The following is a 16,301-nucleotide window of genomic DNA, read 5'->3' as shown; positions in this document are numbered from 1 at the left end:
AAGCTTCAAAGATGGATCATTAAAACATTCAAGTTTTAATGATCCATTTTAAATAGAAACACCAATATCGCAACTAATTTTTTATCGATCATTGTTTCATTTGGGCCTGATTGAGAATCGCCTCCAAAAGTACATTAACAGCAGGGATTCTTTAGAATATCCTAGAAAAAGTTGATGCAAGATCTGATCATTTAGAGTAATCTGTACTTGAGTCCTATGAATCTCTCCTTTTAGAAAAAGTTATTGGTTCACTCAATTCTAATTGGGATCATGGACTTTGGTTCATTTTCTATGGGAACTCAATAAGAAGGCGAAGATCAAATTTTTGCGTTTTCACTGTGGTGGAGCGCGGCCCACCACAGTGAAAACGAACTTCTCATCACCTCATTGTTACCTCATAGATAACTCTAATTTACACAACTATACGTCCTCAACTTGAGATTCTTTCGCAATCAAAATTTTTCCTGTGAGGTGTTCCATGAAAACACTCTATGTATCGGACCTTGACGGTACGCTGCTAAACAGTCAATCCAAGCTTTCCGAATACAGCATGAGCACCATCAACCAATTGATCGAATCCGGAATGTCTTTTTCCTATGCCACGGCACGTTCACTTGTCTCAGCTTCTGTTGTTACGAAGAGACTGAGAACACCGATTCCGGTCATTATCTATAACGGTGCATTCATTGTCGATGCGCAAACCGGCGAACGGCTGGACTCTGCCTCATTCAATGAGCGAGACATACGCAATGTCGCGGAATGGCTCACGGAGCGAAGCCTTTATCCGCTTGTCTACTCATTCGTCAACGAAGTGGAGCGTGTGAGTTGGCTAAAAGGATACGAAAATGACGGGATGCTCCATTATCTTCATTCAAGAAGAGGAGACCCTCGCCTTCGCAGTGTAGACACGATCAGCGATCTGTATGCCGGGGATGTATTCTACTTTACCTGTATCGGTGAGCAGAAACCTATGTCTAAGATTCATCAATGGTTTGACCAAGACAGCAGATATCAGTGTATTTTCCAACAAGAGCTCTACCGTGAGGAATACTGGTGCGAAGTGATGCCCTCACAGGCAACGAAGGCCAATGCCATTGTCCGACTTAGAGAACTCATGGGCTTTGATCGCATCGTTTCATTTGGCGATCGAGTGAACGACTTGTCCATGTTTTCAATATCGAATGAATCCTACGCTGTTGAAAATGCGGTAGATGAATTAAAAGAGCAGGCGACCGGAATCATTGAATCAAACGATGAAGATGGTGTCGCTCGTTGGCTGGAGCTGCACTTCCATTCAGATGAATGAACGAAGAAAGGGTCCAAGTTTCACGCTTGAATAGCTTTTTGAATGGCTTCGGCCAGGCCCTGCGGATTCTCCCACGCCATTGAGTGTCCGGCATTTTCAACGATTTCAATTGTGACACCGTGCGCTCGGAGTACCTGTACGTCCGCGTCCGGCAGTGAGCGTTCACCAAAGATAAACGTCCTCGGACAGTCAAGTGAGTATAAAACTTCTCTTCCTGAAGGTTGTTGCCCCTTTGCTGCAGATTTACAAATTAAGTAGGCTGCCCTGGGCGACCATAGAGATAAAGATGCCGCCCACATTTGATTTCCGCTATTCCGACTTTCCTCTACTAACTCTCTAAATCCATTTTTCAAAAATTCATTTCGATCAAAATCCGCAATATATTTGCTGGACGATCCTTCATCACTTTTATCTAAATTTGCTTCACTCAAAATGATTCGATCGATTCGTTCTCTGCATTGATCCGCTAAAGACAGAGCTACTGCTCCTCCCAAGCTATGTCCAAACAAGATAAACGACTCGAGTCCTATCGATTCAACAAATTCCTTAAGATACTCTGCATGTTCCTGAACGGTATAACCGAAGTCATTTGGTTTGTCACTGTAGCCGGAGCCCAAAAGATCGACAATTACACAGCGATGTTTCGCTAACGCTTCCTGGGCTGCCACTTGCGGATAGTCAAAAGAACCGGCACAACCAAGTCCATGAATAAACAAAATAGGTTGTTCAGTACCTGGAAAATCGTTATAGCGAAGGACTGCATTCGCTTTTTTCACAAAATACTCGTTCATCAAATCACCTTCTGCGATAAATTTGCCAAAGCTTGTCCGCCAAAAAGAAACGGTCATAATCGACGTTCAAGTGAATCATTAATTTCTGCTTTAAGCACTTCAAAAATATAGCACATATGTTCTGCTATTGTCAAAAAAGATCCCTAAACGTTGACTTATCTCAGAAATGTAGTACCGAGTATCCATTCGTTTCTCATCACCTGATTGCCCTTTCTTAATCACCTTCATGCTTTCCTGCCTTCATTCCCGGTTCAAATTTTCGGGCTTGATCAAGCGGTTTTTCTTTTGCGGTCAGAACCTCCGGATCCAGACAGAATACTGCTGTCGTACTGCCCATGGATGAACGGTACTTTTCCAAATGATTTCGTGATAATGATCGATCGTAGTAACCGGGAACATACTTATCCAGCAATTTTTGCATAGCCTCTGTCGCTTCATCCCAATCGGTGAGATGTGTCACTTTGCCAAAAGCCATAACACTCATATAAGCCGTGTCCGTGTGAGCGGGTACAGGATGCGCCATTGTTCCAAATTCTTCACATACAGTAAAGCAGATGTTCGCATTCGCCTTCATTAAATCTGCCTTTTTGCCTTCATCCGCCCCATGAAAATAAAACTTATTGTTGTACCAAACAAAATTAAGCGGCACAACATAGGGATAGTCCTCATCGGAAAGGCCTAAAAATCCAATCCGTGCTTGTGTCAAAAAATCACTAATCTTCTCAGAGTCACGACATTCGAGCATCTGTTTCCGTAAAGGGCGCATGTTATTTTCCACCTTTTCTGTCATTTATCGTTTATAATTCTAATTATAAAAGCGATTGTACCTTTTAAAAGATACAGATCATGAGTTGTGAGGCAGTACAGAGGTGGGATGAAAATGGAGATTATTCCTCGGCTGGATGAAGATTCAAAGGATCCTTTATATATCCAGTTGTATCGTTATTTTAAAAATGAGATTGAACACTCCGTCCTTGAAAAAAGCACACGTCTTCCATCCATCCGCTATCTTGCGGAAAATCTGAAGGTAAGTAAGACAACCGTGCAGATGGCCTATCAACAGCTTCTTGCCGAAGGATATATTGAAAGCCGCGCGCGCAGCGGTTATTTTGTCGCAGAATTTGAAGGAGATTGCATTGATTCCTACGTAAACCGAGATGTACATTTTTCTGCCGGATATTCTCCCAAACAGAAGACAAGCCCCATCTTATACGACTTCTTTATGTCGGACATTGATACCGCACATTTCCCGTTGGATGAATGGCAAAAATGCGAACGCAAATTGCTGAGTCATGAGAATAGAGAGATCCTGAAATACGGTCATTTTCAGGGTGAACCACGATTAAGAGCGGCACTTTCCGACTATCTGCATCGTTCTCGAGGTGTCCAATGCATACCGGAACAAATCGTTATCGCTGCCGGCACCCAATCAATCCTTGAGCTGCTTTACCATCTGATTGAATGGAATAATCATCAATTAGCGATGGAGGATCCAGGCTACCAAGGCGTCCGCAGATCGCTGCAAGGATGGCCGATTCACTTAGTGCCCATTCCAGTTGAAGAAGACGGACTGTCCATAGATGAATTGAGTAAAAGTCAGGCAGACGCGGTCTATATCACACCTTCGCACCAATATCCGCTCGGCATGGTGATGCCGATTGCAAAACGAATGAAGCTACTTTCATGGGCTTATGCGCATAACAGCTGGATTATCGAGGATGATTATGATGGCGAATTCCGTTACAGAGGGAAACCGATTCCTTCGTTGCAAGGGATCGATGAACACAATCGTGTCATTTACATCGGAACTTTTTCTAAATCGCTTATGCCTGCGATTCGAGTAAGCTATATGGTTCTGCCGCCCGCTCTGCTTGAAGCCTACCAAAGCTTTGAGTGGAGACAAACTGCTTCACGGCTGCACCAGAAGACATTGGCGCTATTTATCGAAAGCGGACAATGGGACCGCCATATTCGCAAAATGCGGACGCTGTACAAGAAAAAACAGATACTGCTTCTTGATACCATTAAATTGGTAATGGGCAGTCATGTTCGTGTCAGCGGACAGGATGCGGGCTTGCATATCGTCATTCATGTCAAAAGCCGGTACCCGTCGGAAACACTGATCAAGCAAGCAAAAAAGGCGGGTATACGAGTATACGAGACCTCTGCCTACCTCGTTCAAAACAAAGATATGAATGATTCGTCTCTTTTACTTGGATTCGGCGGATTATCGCCAGATGAGATCAGACAGGGGATTAAACGTTTGCACAAAGCTTGGCTACCTTATTACTCATAACCCGAGCCACATCGTGAAATCAACGATCCTTTTAACTTATCTGTTTTCAGCTGTGAATGAAGGGAACAAGAAGAAATACATGTTAGGGGACATTAAGTCAAAACGTGTGATCAGGAAACGCCCGATATACTTAATAACGGTTCACTCCTTTAATGGGAATGTTCATTAAATAATTCCGCCATCGTCATAAACGCTTTCGTTGTCTTATCTTGAGCCGCTTCAATCTTTGAGAGCCGGACGTTGGTTTCAATTTGAGCCGTTTCCAAATTGCCAATGCGGTGATTCATGACCGATTGCTGGGCACTCAAATCATCCAAACGTTTGTCTATCGAATCAAAACGCTGATCCATTGAGTCTAAACGCTGGTCCATCGAATCAAAACGCTGATCCATTGAATCTAAGCGCTGGTCCATCGAATCAAAACGCTGATCCATTGAATCTAAGCGCTTGTCCATCGAATCAAAACGTTGATCCATTGAGTCTAAACGCTTGTCTATCGAATCAAAACGCTGATCCATTGAGTCTAAGCGCTGGTCTATCGAATCAAAACGCTGATCCATTGAGTCTAAGCGCTGGTCTACATCCTCCTTAAAATCCAGCATAATTTTTCTTGTATCCGTGAGCACCTCAAACAATTGGTGAAATTCGCTTTCCTTATTCGGCATTTAATCGCCTCCTTTTATTTGGTTGCTTTTATTATACAATGCTTTTGGTCTGACCAAAAGTATTTTCGGAGTATTCCATGAACTTATAGACTCGATGAAACTGCAGTCGAAAACGTTGAGGCTGCATATCTATAGATTAGAATCAATGATTCGTTGCACGCCGGATAAACCTGTCACTTGTGAATAAGCCGGAGCAGATATACTTGGAGTCGGAGGCGGGAAAATGCATACGTTGAAAAAAAGTCATATGGCCTTTATGGCGGCCGTTTTATCCGGAGCGATTCTCAATCCGTTGAATTCATCAATGATTGCGCTCGCACTGCACAGCATTCAGCAAGATTTTCATCTCACATTTGCAACGGTTTCTTGGCTCGTCTCCGCCTTTTATCTGGTCAGCGCTGTCGGTCAGCCGGTTGCAGGAAAAGTAGGTGATCTCATCGGACGCCGAAAGCTGTTTATCGGTGGACTGCTGCTTTCCGCGGTTGCCTGCTTATTTGCCCCGCTGGCATCTACCTTTCTCGTGCTGCTCTTGATGCGTCTGCTTCAAGCCATTGGCAACAGCACCATTTATCCGTCCAGTGTCGCACTGGTACATCAATCCGTCAATAAAGAACGTCAAGGTTCGACCCTCGCCGCTCTGGCGATCTGTGCTTCAGTCATGACCGCGTGCGGGCCGTCAGTCGGCGGATTATTAATTGTCTGGGGCGGCTGGCCAAGTATCTTTTACGTGAATTTTCCCTTTATCGTTGTCAGCCTCGCGCTTGGTCTGATAATCTTTCCCAAGGACATCAATAATCGGTCGCATCGTTTGAAAAGCTTGCTGAAACACTTGGATATTCCGGGAATTATCCTTTTTTCCATCAGTATTGTCAGCTTGCTTTGGTTTTTACTCACGATCAAGGAGCGCGTGAACATTTGGGCTGCTGCAGCAGGTTTACTTTCCGGCGGTTTGTTTGTTTGGAGAGAATGCAAAACACGCGCTCCATTTGTTAACCTGCATCTGTTGAAAATAAATCATCGCTTAACCCTTGTCTATCTGCTGTTTATCCTGCTTAACGTCGCCAACTACTGCCTTTTTTATGGGATGCCTACTTTTTTTCAAAGCGGTATGCACTTGGGTATCCGCTTAAGCGGAGTCATGATGCTGTCCATGTCACTCGCCAGTGTGATTGCATCATTAATTACCGGCCACCGAATCGATCATTCCGGACCCACCGTACCGCTTAAGCTTGGTGCATTTCTGACCGCGATCGGTTCGTTGCTTCTCATGATCGTCGCTTTTGAACGATCACTCCTTCTCATCGGACTTTTTCTGCTGCTGATCGGCTGCGGTTACGGCATCGGAAATGTCGCCCTGCAAACGATGATGCTGCGCGAGTCTCCTGAAGAAATGGTCGGTACAAGCGCCGGACTTTTCCAAACCTGTCGTTTTATCGGTTCCATCAGCGCTTCAGCCGTACTCGGCGTCATCTTTGCAACAACCATCACATCAACGGATTTCCTGATCCTGACCTGGGTGCTCGCCGCCGTCAGCGTTCCTGCACTCTTTATCAGTGTAACTTATTTCCGAGCGACTCGAGCTGATTAAACCAAGCAAACCCATGTGCTCAGTTCAGCAATCGGGCAACATCACGAATCTTCCATTTTTTATGCAGGTTATCCCTTGTATAAATCTTTTCTGGACTCGCCGATACTTCATCGTAGGTGCCATCCTTATGTGTACCAATGACAAGTGTCGCATGATACCTGCTGTAAAAAACAATGTCGCCTACCTTGGGTTTTGCCGCCTGACGAACAAGCATCCCATTGGCACGAGCATAATCATAGACATTGCGCACGCGGCGATAAAAGTATGGCGTTGCAGGCGTATTGGTTCCGCCTTGAGTCTCATAATGGCTTGGATGCCGCGCGTAATCCGCTTTAAGCAGCTGATCCAAAGAAATTCCCGCATCTGCATAGGCGATCCGCGGAACATCAATACATACAATAAACCCCATCTTCCCACCTATATTTCCATGTCCGCCTTTAAGCGGATCATAGAGGACACCTACGAGACGTTTTGCCTCGGAGACAACATCCTGTTTATTCGATTTCCCATTTTCATTGGCATCACTGTCTTTCAAATTAGCAACACCGTCTCCATCCGTGTCGGCATCAAATTCATTGCTGATATGATCTTGATCGATATTGCCTGAAAAGACCTTTTGATCATGAAAGCCGTGAAATTGATAGAGAAATAAGCCCACGAGTGCAAAAACCACGAGAAGTGCCGAAGCAGAAATAGCGAAAATATGTATCTTTTTCAATGTGCCCTCCCATATCTACGACATCGTTCATTTGTATCGTATTATACAACAAAAAATGGAGATCGTTTATTAAGTGAAATGTTTCTTAGGATACAAAAAGAGCTTGCGATAGGGATCCAAGCTCTTTTTGGCAACAGACACGTACGGTAACAGTAAGAAATCTTTCACTTGCCAATGACAGAACTTCTCCGTTCAACGAGAACAACATCATGCCAAGCTCCATCAGGCATTTGAGCAACTTTTTCTCTAAACCCTATTTCCCTAAATCCACACTTTTCATGTAACGCTCGGCTTGCTCTGTTTTCCTTAGTAATTGAAGACTGTAATGTCCAGAAACCATTTTTTTCTGATTCACTAATCAAACGCTGCAGAAGTGCGCTCCCAATTCCTTTGCCTTTACACCTTTCGCTAACGTAAACACTCACTTCACCAATTCCTTTATAACAACAGCGACTGGAAGTGGGACTTAACGCGGCCCATCCTAGAATAAGATCTTCCGAACGCGCAACGATTCGGCATGACGGAACATGAGCCTTGTCCCAACCTTCCCATTCAGGTGCCTCGGTTTGGAAGGTTGCAATTCCTGTTCTAATTCCGTCTAAATAAATCTGTTTCACCTGATCCCAATCGGATTCTTTCATATAATCAATCTGAAAGTTTGCTCTATTAAACGTCAATGAGACTCACTTCTTCCTAGAGAATAAACGATGTTTACTTAGATTTTTCAGCATCCGCTTTTTCAGAATGGCAGCAAGACTTTGTTTGCTCCTCAGCCTTAACTTCTTCAATCTTAATGTTGCAGCAGGAGTGATCTTTCTTCTTTTCGAATAACTTTATTTTGAAACTCATTGATCTCACCTCCTTTAATAAATGGCTTTGATTGCTATATTAGGTAGAACAGGAAGCCCGAAATTGTTGCCATGGCAAAGACCGAGATGACAAAAGCTGTCACCAATTTTTTTTGGAAAATTGAGTTGAGCAGCGCAAGTTCCGGCAAACTTGCACCGGCTGAACTGATCATCAAAGCCATCACCGGAGCGACCGCCATGCCTTTAACAATTAACATTTGCGACATCGGGATCATCATTGATAACCGAATATATAACGGAATACCAATGATTGCTGCTATCGGAACAATCCACCACTGGTCTCCTCCAAAAGTAGAAGAAATCCATTCAGTGGGTACGGCTCCATGGATCACTGCACCGATCGCCGCTCCGATAATTAAGTACGGGTAAACTGTTTTCATAAGCCCGATTGTTTCCTGAAGTGCCCTTCTTAAACTAAATTTCTGTGCGCTCTCCTCATATCCTGTCATGATTATTTGCTTCACCGACTTTTCAAAACCTAATTTTTCGAGCAGCAGGCCGATGACCGTTGACAAAATCGCCGTGATCAACGTATACGTCACAGCAACTTTAACGCCCAGCATTGCGCCCATCAGCGTAATAATCGTAGGGTCGAGAACCGGAGAAGAAAAGAGAAAAACCATAACAATTCCGAATCGAACTTTTTCTTTTAACAAATTGACGATAACCGGAATCGTAGAACAGGAACAAAAAGGGGTAACAAAAGCGAGAATCAGAGCAGCCAGCACACCCAAAGCAGTGCTTCTTCCGCTTAAATAACCATTCAATTTTTCATAAGGGATCAATCCCTGAATCAAACTAATAAGTAAAGAGATGCCAATAAACAGTACGGTAAGTTCCAAAGCAATTGATAGGAAACTTTGAAAAATTGTCCAGAGCATTTTGAAGCCCTCCTTTTATTTGCATAATGCAAATATATGATGTGAATGAAGAAAATAAAAAAAACCATGTGCTTCGTCATCATCCAACTTCCAAACAGAATTAGTCTTGATTTTTTTTGCACAAAAATGGGGAGCAGCAATGTTCGGACTCAGCCATTGATCGGTTTAGCAAATCAATGGAGTGCATGACCGTATCCTTTTCAAAACTGCTCATCCTCGAAAAAACATCTCCAAGAAACGCATTCATTTGCATGTCAATGCTTTCAGCCGTTTGATGGCCTTCGTCTGTCAAGGTAAGAATGAATACTCTTCCGTCATCCGGGCTTGGCGACTTTTTCACAAGATCCATCTTGACGAGTGTCTGGATCTGTCTGCTGAATGTCGTAATATCAATACCGAGTGTTTCAGCAACCATTTGCATGGACTGACCGGGTTTACGCTCGATCTCGTACAGAATATGGCTTTGCACAAGCGATATATTGTATCCGTCGGTGGAGCAGCAGTACTTGGCCAGCAAACCGAAACGTCTGACCATAATTTGAAAGGGTTCTCTAAGGTTTTCCATAGCTATTCCTCCATTGATTCAAATTATAAATCATGTATTTGCAATATGCAACTATTAATTCATGAACTTTATTATTTTTATATACTATTTCCCGCAAAAAAAACAATCATGTTCGTCAGCATGATTGTTTCCTCTTTTCTTTATCGGCATCATTTCTTCAATTGACGGTACATCTGATAATTTTTATTCCCACCAGATAGATTAAAAACCTGCTTAAATCCTAAATTCAGCAAAATATTTTGAGCAGCGTTCCCTGTTACCCCTTTATTACAATAAGTAATCGTGGGAATTGACGGATCCAAAGTTTGTGCTTTTTCCCGGAGATCAGCCAGTGGAATATTGATCGCACCTTCTACAGAAGAAGCCGCATATTGCTTAGGTGAGCGCGCATCAATAATTTGTAAACGCTCATTCACTTGCTGTTTTTTTATCAATTCTTCAGGGGTGATTAATGGATTCCTTCTCAATGCGTTGTCTAAAGCCATTCCAGTATACAAAACAGGATCCTTCGTTGTCGCAAACGGCGGCGCATAAGCAAGGTCTAAATGAAACAGATCTTCCGCTTTCGCCTTAAAAGAAATCGCCGTTGCGAGCACATCAATACGTTTATCAACACCATTTATCCCTGTAATTTGGGCACCCAGTACACGTCCCGTTGCTTTATCCGCAATCGCTTTAATCGTCAGTTCGATTCCGCCCAGATAATCCGCTTTATCTGGCTTGATATTAAATAAAACCGCTAGATCGTAACCTGCTTTCCTAGCTTCTTCTTCTGTCAGCCCTGTTTGAGCGACAGCCATGTCAAACACACGGACAATACCCGTACCTAAAATGCCACGATGTTCCAGACGGCCTCCGGTTATCACATCGCCTGCAATTCGGCCCATTTTATTTGCGGTCGATCCTAGCGGGCGATAAATTGGCTTTCCAGTGATTAATGAGTAACTTTCCGCGACATCACCAACCGCATAGATAGTGCTCACGTTCGTCCGCATTTTCTTATCAACTTGCACGGCTCCTGTGCCGCCTATAGTTATGCCCGCTTCTTTGGCCAGTTTTGTATTTGGCCTGACCCCAGTTGCAAGGATAACCATATCCGTATCAATAATCTCACCGGTGTTCGTCTTCACAGCGGTCACCAACGGTGTGCCAACCACTTCTGCGACGGTTGTTTCGAGGAGCACATGAATACCTTTATCTCGCAAAAGTTGCTCAACTCGAAAAGCCATATCCGGGTCCATATGCTTCATGACTTGTTTCCCGCGCTGGATCAGAGTAACCTCTATGCCTTCATTAAAAAGTTGTTCCGCCATCTCTAAGCCAATAAAACCTGCCCCCAATATCACCGCTCTTTTCGGTTGACGCGCTTCAATATAAGAACGAATAGATCGGGCATTTTGAATAGACCTTACTTGAAACACGTTGTCCCATTTTTGATCGATAAAGGCTTCCGGAGTAACCGGCGCGGCCCCCGTTGCCAGAACAAGTACGTCATAAGTGTCGGTGATTGCCTGGCCTGTTTGTAAATTTGTCATCTGCAATTCTTTCTTATAAGGATCAATATGGGTGACGCGATGCTCTGTAAAAATATCAACGTTATAACGTTTCTTAAACCATGCCGCGTTTCTCGGTGTTAACTTATCGATTGATTCCACTTCTTCACCAACAAAGTAGGGAATACCACATACGGAATAGGAAATATCTTTATCTTGGTCATAAACCACAATCTCAGCATTTTCTGTATTTCTTCTTGCTTTCGCTGCAACACTCGTTCCTGCTGCTACCGATCCTATAACGACAACTCTCATTGTTTCCCTCCAGCTCATTAAGCTTATCATTGTATGCTTATTTCATTATATAAGTGGATAATTATATAAAACAAGCCATCCGCCAATACCTTTATATAATCTTTACAAAAGAAACGAAAAGCTAAAATGAATCACAATCTTTTACCCCAAGAGAATGATAGATACATAAACGCCAATCAAGGTCACAAACAGAACGGGAATGGTAATCACAATGCCGATTTTGAAATACTCTCCCCATCTGATCTTCACGCCTTTCTCGGAAAGCACATGGAGCCACAGCAAGGTTGCAAGTGAGCCGATCGGCGTCATTTTCGGTCCGAGATCTGCACCGACAACATTTGCATAAACTAGTGCTTGATGCATGACTCCGTTGATTGATGCCGCGTCAATAGATAACGCATTGATCATGACGGTTGGCATATTGTTCATGAGCGCAGACAGAACTGCAGAAAGAAAGCCCATGATGAGCGTGCCGGCAAACAGGCCTCCATGCGCTCCGAATTCAATGACTTGAGAAAGGAGGTGAATAATACCTGCATTTCTTAAGCCATAAACCACGACATACATACCTAAAGAAAAGAACACAATACTCCATGGCGCACTTTTTAAAATCGCTTTGGTATGAATGGCCGTACTCCGACTTCCGAGAAAAAGGAAAACAAAGGCTACAGCGAGCGCAATAAAAGACACTGGAATCTTAACCAGGCTGCTGGCAAAATAACCGATGACCAGGACGGCTAAGACAAACCATGAAATGTGGAACATTCGGATATCCTTGAGTGCAGATGACGGCTTTTTCAAATCAGCCATCTGATAGTTTTGCGGCCAGTCTTTTCGAAAATAAAGATAAAGCACAACAATACTGGTAATCAGTGAGAAAATTGTCGGTATGATCATATGCAATGCATATTGACCAAATGATAGGCCAAAAAAGTCTGCGGAAACAATATTTACCAGGTTACTCACAACTAAAGGTAACGACGTCGTATCGGCAATAAAGCCGCTGGCAATCACAAAAGGAAACACACGCCGCTCATCAAATTTCAGTGCTCGAACCATCGCTAATACAATTGGTGTTAGAATCAAAGCACCACCATCGTTCGCAAAAAGTGCAGAGATGAAGGCACCCAAAATCGAAATAAAGATGAACATGCGTATGCCATGCCCATTAGCCAACCGAGCCATGTGCAGAGCCGCCCATTCAAAGAAACCAATATGGTCCAAAATTAATGAGATAATGATAATCGCCACAAATGCGAGAGTGGCATTCCAGATAATACCGGTAACTGTCCAGACATCATTTAAATGAACGACACCAACAAGCAGTGCAACGAGTGCGCCTCCGCATGCCGACCAGCCGATCGATAAATTTTTTGGCTGCCAGATCACAAGCGTCAGCGTCAGCAAAAAGACAACAATAGCTAAGAGTGCAAACATCATCGTTTCTCCTTTTCCCCTATAAAGATAAAGTCAAAATAAAAATGGAGTTAGAATACTATCTTCTCTAACTCCGATACATAAAATGCTCTGCTTCAACAGCAACCGGAAGAACCACAGCCGCAGCTTCCCCCGTCAATGACAAGCTCGCCATCGTCGGCATTGATCGTCAGGGCATCCGTCTGTTCCTGGGCTTGCTGATCCATGACAACAGGAATGCCATTAATTACGATCGGCAGTTCGCCTGATTTCAACTGATCGAGCGTAAAATTAAGCGAGGCACCGCAGCATCCGGGCTCAGCTGTAATCCGCAGGCAATCACAATCATGCTCTTTCATACTTTTTTCGAGTAAGTCCTTTGCTTCGTCGGTTATTTTCATGATTTATCGAACTCCTTTTTTAAGACCTGGCTGCTGACTTTCTTTCCAGGGGATAACAGCAAATCGATGGTTCGCGTCTTGATCAACGCGTTCAATCCAGTCGCGTTCGTTTTCCGCACGTTTTTTCAGTAACGAATTCGTGGTACGGGTCATAATCAAGCTTTGATTTACGATCCACCATGACGGAAGGATACCGGCTCTTTTCAAATCGGCAGCCAGGCGCTCTGCCTCAAGAACAGGCGTTGTTTCCGCGAGTGTGACAATAACAACGGCCGTTTCTTCCGGATTTCGCAATCGGGGCAAAAGTTTCTGAACAGAAACGGGTACTTCTCCAGCTGAATGCGCAATCTCGCGATGGTATTCCTCCGTTGCATCCAAAAGCAGCAGAGTGTGCCCGGATGGCGCCGTGTCGATGACCACAATCTCATCCTTAGCTTTTTCAACGACATCGGCAAACGCACGAAAAACGGCAATTTCTTCGGTACATGGTGAGCGAAGGTCTTCTTCCAGATAAGCCAATCCCTCGTTGTCCAGCTGATCGCGAGAACGCTCAATAACCAGTCGCCGATAGTTTTCTACTTCTTTTTTCGGATCAATACGGCTGACGGTAATCCGTCCGTCTTCCCCTGATTCGGTTGAATCGAAGCGGCCTGCCGGGTCTGTCGTTGTTAAATGAACCTTATTCCCACGTGCTGCAAGCTCTTGTGCAATGCGTCTGGCAATCGTTGTCTTCCCAACGCCGCCTTTGCCCATTGTAAAAATCACACGCTGCTTTTTGTTTAGCAGATCATCAATTAAATCGTGAAGTTCTGGATACTTAGCCGTAACCTCTTCTTCCGCCGGATGCTCGTTCTTTCTTTCCCTGTCCGACACTTGATCAGACAGCAATTGTCGGATGTTTCGGATACCGGTCATGTTGAATGGCGCGAGGAAAAGATCAAATGTCGGCACGTCCTTCAAATTTTCCGGCAGATTCGCCAATGCCTCATGTTCACGTTTCATAAAAGCAGCGGCTAAATTATCATCGGAGTCGGTTTGCCTCATCCGACCATTCATTACCAAGCATTGATTGTTCATGCCTATTTTCTTTAGTTCACTTGATGCCCGAGCAGCTTCTTTTATGGCCGATCTCTCTGGTCTTGTAACTAGCATCAGCGTTGTTTTCTTCCCATCTGAAAGTGCGCGAACAGTCTCTGCATACTGCTGTTTTTTATCATTTAAGCCAGCGAGCGGGCCAAGACAAGAAGCGCCATGGGTGTTCTCATTGAGAAAGCCGCTCCAAGCGGTCGGCAGCTGCAAGAGTCGCAGTGTGTGGCCGGTAGGTGCCGTGTCAAAAATGATGTGATCAAATGATTGAGTGACGGACTGATCCGTCAGCATCGAAGAAAATGCATCAAAGGCTGCAATTTCAACGGTGCAGCTTCCGGACAGTTGCTCTTCCATTTGCTGAACAGCTGCATCCGGCAGTATACCACGGTATGGACCAACTACTTTTTCTCTATATCGCCCGGCTGCTTCTTCCGGATTCAGATTGGACACAAATAGATGAGGCACATCAGGTATTTCTTTGTTATCCATCGTCAGATCTGTACCAAAAACATCCTGCAAATTGGAAGCAGGATCCGTACTGACAAGCAGCACCCCTTTTCCCATGTCTGCTAAAGCGGTCGCCGTCGCACAGGCAATCGAGGTTTTGCCAACGCCCCCTTTTCCCGTAAAAAACAGGAAGGGCGTCAACTCCATAGATTGAGGATTAAATAGACGCGTCAAAAGAATCTCCTTCTTTCCCCTACTTGCTCACGTTAAGCTTGATCTGAAACTGCTGTTTTTTACTGATTTCGTCAATGGATACTTCAGACAACTCAGCCAGTTCCTGATTAGTCGGATAAGTTCCCTTTTTAACAACTTTTCCATCAGCTACTGTTACGGGCAAAACACTCATTCCCTCGTCCTCCAGCAAATCATGAATCGCCTGATTTTGAACAAAAGCTGCCGGATCACTTGTTAAGTTAAAGCGCGAAATATTAAATCCATTCTTTCTTAGATTACCTACAGCTCCAGTAATGCGAATGAGATCCTGATCAACACTTGGTCCACAGACACCGGTTGAACAGCACATAGCAGGTTCAAAAATCTGAATCGTTTTCAATTGGATTCATCTCCTTTTTCAAATGTTCAATGCCTTCTCTTCCTCTGCAAATTGTTTGATTCGTTTACCAATACCATCACGGACATGCTGGAATACCGCCCATTTTTCTTCATCGGTTCCCTCTGCCTTCGCCGGATCATCAAATCCCCAATGTTCGCGTCTCACATGCGGAGGCGTCATTGGGCATCGTTCTTCAGCGTCACCACAAAGCGTCACGACAAGGTAGGCGCGGTTTAAAATATCCTGGTCAATCAGCTTAGATGTTTGGTTCGAAATATCGATACCGACTTCTTTCATCGCTTTAACCGCATTTGGATTTAATCCGTGGGCTTCAATGCCGGCTGAACGCACGTCATAATCTTCTCCCAAATATTTTTCCCCGAACCCTTCAGCCATTTGGCTGCGGCAGGAATTACCCGTGCAGAGAAAGTAAATGATTTTTTTGGTCATCGTCACTGTTCCTTCCGTTTTTGGCTTTTGCTTGGTCTGTATCAGCTGCAGACAGTCGATTCAATTAACAACATTCCGGACTTCCGCAGCTTTCGACATGTTGATCCGGCAGGGCATCCATAATTACGGACACGTAATTCGGTATGTTTTCATTCAAGCTGTAATAGACCCATGTCCCTTGTTTCCGTTCCCGAATAATCCCTGCGAGCCTCAGCTTTTTGAGATGTTGACTAATCGCCGGTTGAGAAACGTTCAATACGTCCACTAATTCACATACACACAACTCTTTGTACTTTAAATAAGAAAGGAGGGTTAGCCGTGTTTTATCACCAAGAAGCTTTAGCATAGAAGAAAGTTCAGATACACGTTCCAGTTCGGTTATCATATATTCGCCTCCA

The 16,301-nt window shown here is 44.1% G+C and carries 18 protein-coding genes; 3 read left to right on the top strand and 15 right to left on the bottom strand.

All coding sequences use genetic code 11. The features are described 5' to 3' along the window. Positions 1 to 478 precede the first annotated feature (478 nt). Positions 479 to 1,306, top strand: coding sequence for an HAD family hydrolase (locus tag AC6F33_RS01715; protein ID WP_093673186.1), 828 nt, complete (start codon positions 479 to 481; stop codon positions 1,304 to 1,306). Positions 1,307 to 1,326: 20 nt separating this feature from the next. Here the strand turns inward: AC6F33_RS01715 and AC6F33_RS01710 are convergent, their stop codons facing one another. Further along, the gene (locus tag AC6F33_RS01710) at positions 1,327 to 2,097 is read right to left on the bottom strand and encodes an alpha/beta fold hydrolase (protein ID WP_093673184.1); all 771 of its coding nucleotides are present in this window, start codon (positions 2,095 to 2,097) and stop codon (positions 1,327 to 1,329) included. 214 nt (positions 2,098 to 2,311) lie between these two features. Beyond that, positions 2,312 to 2,863 (bottom strand): pyridoxamine 5'-phosphate oxidase family protein, encoded by a 552-nt coding sequence (locus tag AC6F33_RS01705; RefSeq protein ID WP_500777595.1) that lies wholly within the window; start codon positions 2,861 to 2,863, stop codon positions 2,312 to 2,314. A gap of 114 nt (positions 2,864 to 2,977) precedes the next feature. Between AC6F33_RS01705 and pdxR the strand changes: the two genes are divergently transcribed. Then, positions 2,978 to 4,393, top strand: coding sequence for a MocR-like pyridoxine biosynthesis transcription factor PdxR (pdxR, locus tag AC6F33_RS01700; protein ID WP_500777594.1), 1,416 nt, complete (start codon positions 2,978 to 2,980; stop codon positions 4,391 to 4,393). A 149-nt stretch (positions 4,394 to 4,542) separates the two neighbouring features. On the opposite strand, the gene AC6F33_RS01695 is transcribed toward pdxR, so the two are convergent. Continuing rightward, entirely contained in the window at positions 4,543 to 5,058 is a 516-nt protein-coding gene (locus AC6F33_RS01695) for a DUF16 domain-containing protein (RefSeq protein ID WP_255748239.1), read from the bottom strand. Between the two features lie 223 nt (positions 5,059 to 5,281). Between AC6F33_RS01695 and AC6F33_RS01690 the strand changes: the two genes are divergently transcribed. After that, positions 5,282 to 6,646, top strand: coding sequence for an MFS transporter (locus tag AC6F33_RS01690; protein ID WP_500777593.1), 1,365 nt, complete (start codon positions 5,282 to 5,284; stop codon positions 6,644 to 6,646). Between the two features lie 19 nt (positions 6,647 to 6,665). Here the strand turns inward: AC6F33_RS01690 and AC6F33_RS01685 are convergent, their stop codons facing one another. The 12 genes from AC6F33_RS01685 to AC6F33_RS01630 form a co-directional block, all read right to left on the bottom strand. Further along, positions 6,666 to 7,364, bottom strand: coding sequence for a DUF1287 domain-containing protein (locus tag AC6F33_RS01685; RefSeq protein WP_500777592.1), 699 nt, complete (start codon positions 7,362 to 7,364; stop codon positions 6,666 to 6,668). Positions 7,365 to 7,528: 164 nt separating this feature from the next. Beyond that, complete coding sequence (locus AC6F33_RS01680) at positions 7,529 to 8,041, bottom strand: GNAT family N-acetyltransferase (RefSeq protein WP_255748233.1); 513 nt, start codon at positions 8,039 to 8,041, stop codon at positions 7,529 to 7,531. Positions 8,042 to 8,075: 34 nt separating this feature from the next. Further along, on the bottom strand, positions 8,076 to 8,213 hold the full coding sequence (locus AC6F33_RS01675; protein ID WP_177184760.1) for a hypothetical protein: 138 nt from the start codon (positions 8,211 to 8,213) through the stop codon (positions 8,076 to 8,078). Between the two features lie 34 nt (positions 8,214 to 8,247). Continuing rightward, entirely contained in the window at positions 8,248 to 9,114 is an 867-nt protein-coding gene (locus AC6F33_RS01670; protein WP_480948054.1) for a permease, read from the bottom strand. Between the two features lie 100 nt (positions 9,115 to 9,214). After that, complete coding sequence (locus AC6F33_RS01665) at positions 9,215 to 9,679, bottom strand: MarR family winged helix-turn-helix transcriptional regulator (protein WP_255748227.1); 465 nt, start codon at positions 9,677 to 9,679, stop codon at positions 9,215 to 9,217. A 149-nt stretch (positions 9,680 to 9,828) separates the two neighbouring features. After that, a complete protein-coding gene (locus AC6F33_RS01660; RefSeq protein WP_255748225.1) occupies positions 9,829 to 11,487 on the bottom strand; it encodes an FAD-dependent oxidoreductase in 1,659 nt (552 codons plus the stop codon). A gap of 141 nt (positions 11,488 to 11,628) precedes the next feature. Next, positions 11,629 to 12,927 carry an arsenic transporter gene (locus AC6F33_RS01655; protein WP_370646023.1) on the bottom strand — a complete coding sequence of 433 codons (1,299 nt, stop codon included), beginning with the start codon at positions 12,925 to 12,927 and terminating at the stop codon, positions 11,629 to 11,631. A 92-nt stretch (positions 12,928 to 13,019) separates the two neighbouring features. After that, complete coding sequence (locus AC6F33_RS01650; protein ID WP_255748223.1) at positions 13,020 to 13,304, bottom strand: hypothetical protein; 285 nt, start codon at positions 13,302 to 13,304, stop codon at positions 13,020 to 13,022. A 3-nt stretch (positions 13,305 to 13,307) separates the two neighbouring features. Continuing rightward, positions 13,308 to 15,074: an arsenical pump-driving ATPase gene (gene arsA / locus AC6F33_RS01645; RefSeq protein ID WP_500777591.1), complete on the bottom strand. Its 1,767-nt coding sequence runs from the start codon at positions 15,072 to 15,074 to the stop codon at positions 13,308 to 13,310. Between the two features lie 19 nt (positions 15,075 to 15,093). Beyond that, a complete protein-coding gene (arsD, locus tag AC6F33_RS01640; protein ID WP_255748221.1) occupies positions 15,094 to 15,453 on the bottom strand; it encodes an arsenite efflux transporter metallochaperone ArsD in 360 nt (119 codons plus the stop codon). Between the two features lie 18 nt (positions 15,454 to 15,471). Then, on the bottom strand, positions 15,472 to 15,903 hold the full coding sequence (gene arsC, locus AC6F33_RS01635) for an arsenate reductase (thioredoxin) (protein ID WP_255748220.1): 432 nt from the start codon (positions 15,901 to 15,903) through the stop codon (positions 15,472 to 15,474). A 64-nt stretch (positions 15,904 to 15,967) separates the two neighbouring features. Continuing rightward, positions 15,968 to 16,288: an ArsR/SmtB family transcription factor gene (locus tag AC6F33_RS01630; RefSeq protein WP_255748219.1), complete on the bottom strand. Its 321-nt coding sequence runs from the start codon at positions 16,286 to 16,288 to the stop codon at positions 15,968 to 15,970. Between the last annotated feature and the right edge of the window lie 13 nt (positions 16,289 to 16,301).

Source organism: Sporolactobacillus sp. BBK16-2 (assembly GCF_059878335.1).
Note: the sequence above shows the minus strand (reverse complement) of the source record. Positions and strands in the feature narration are given on the sequence as shown.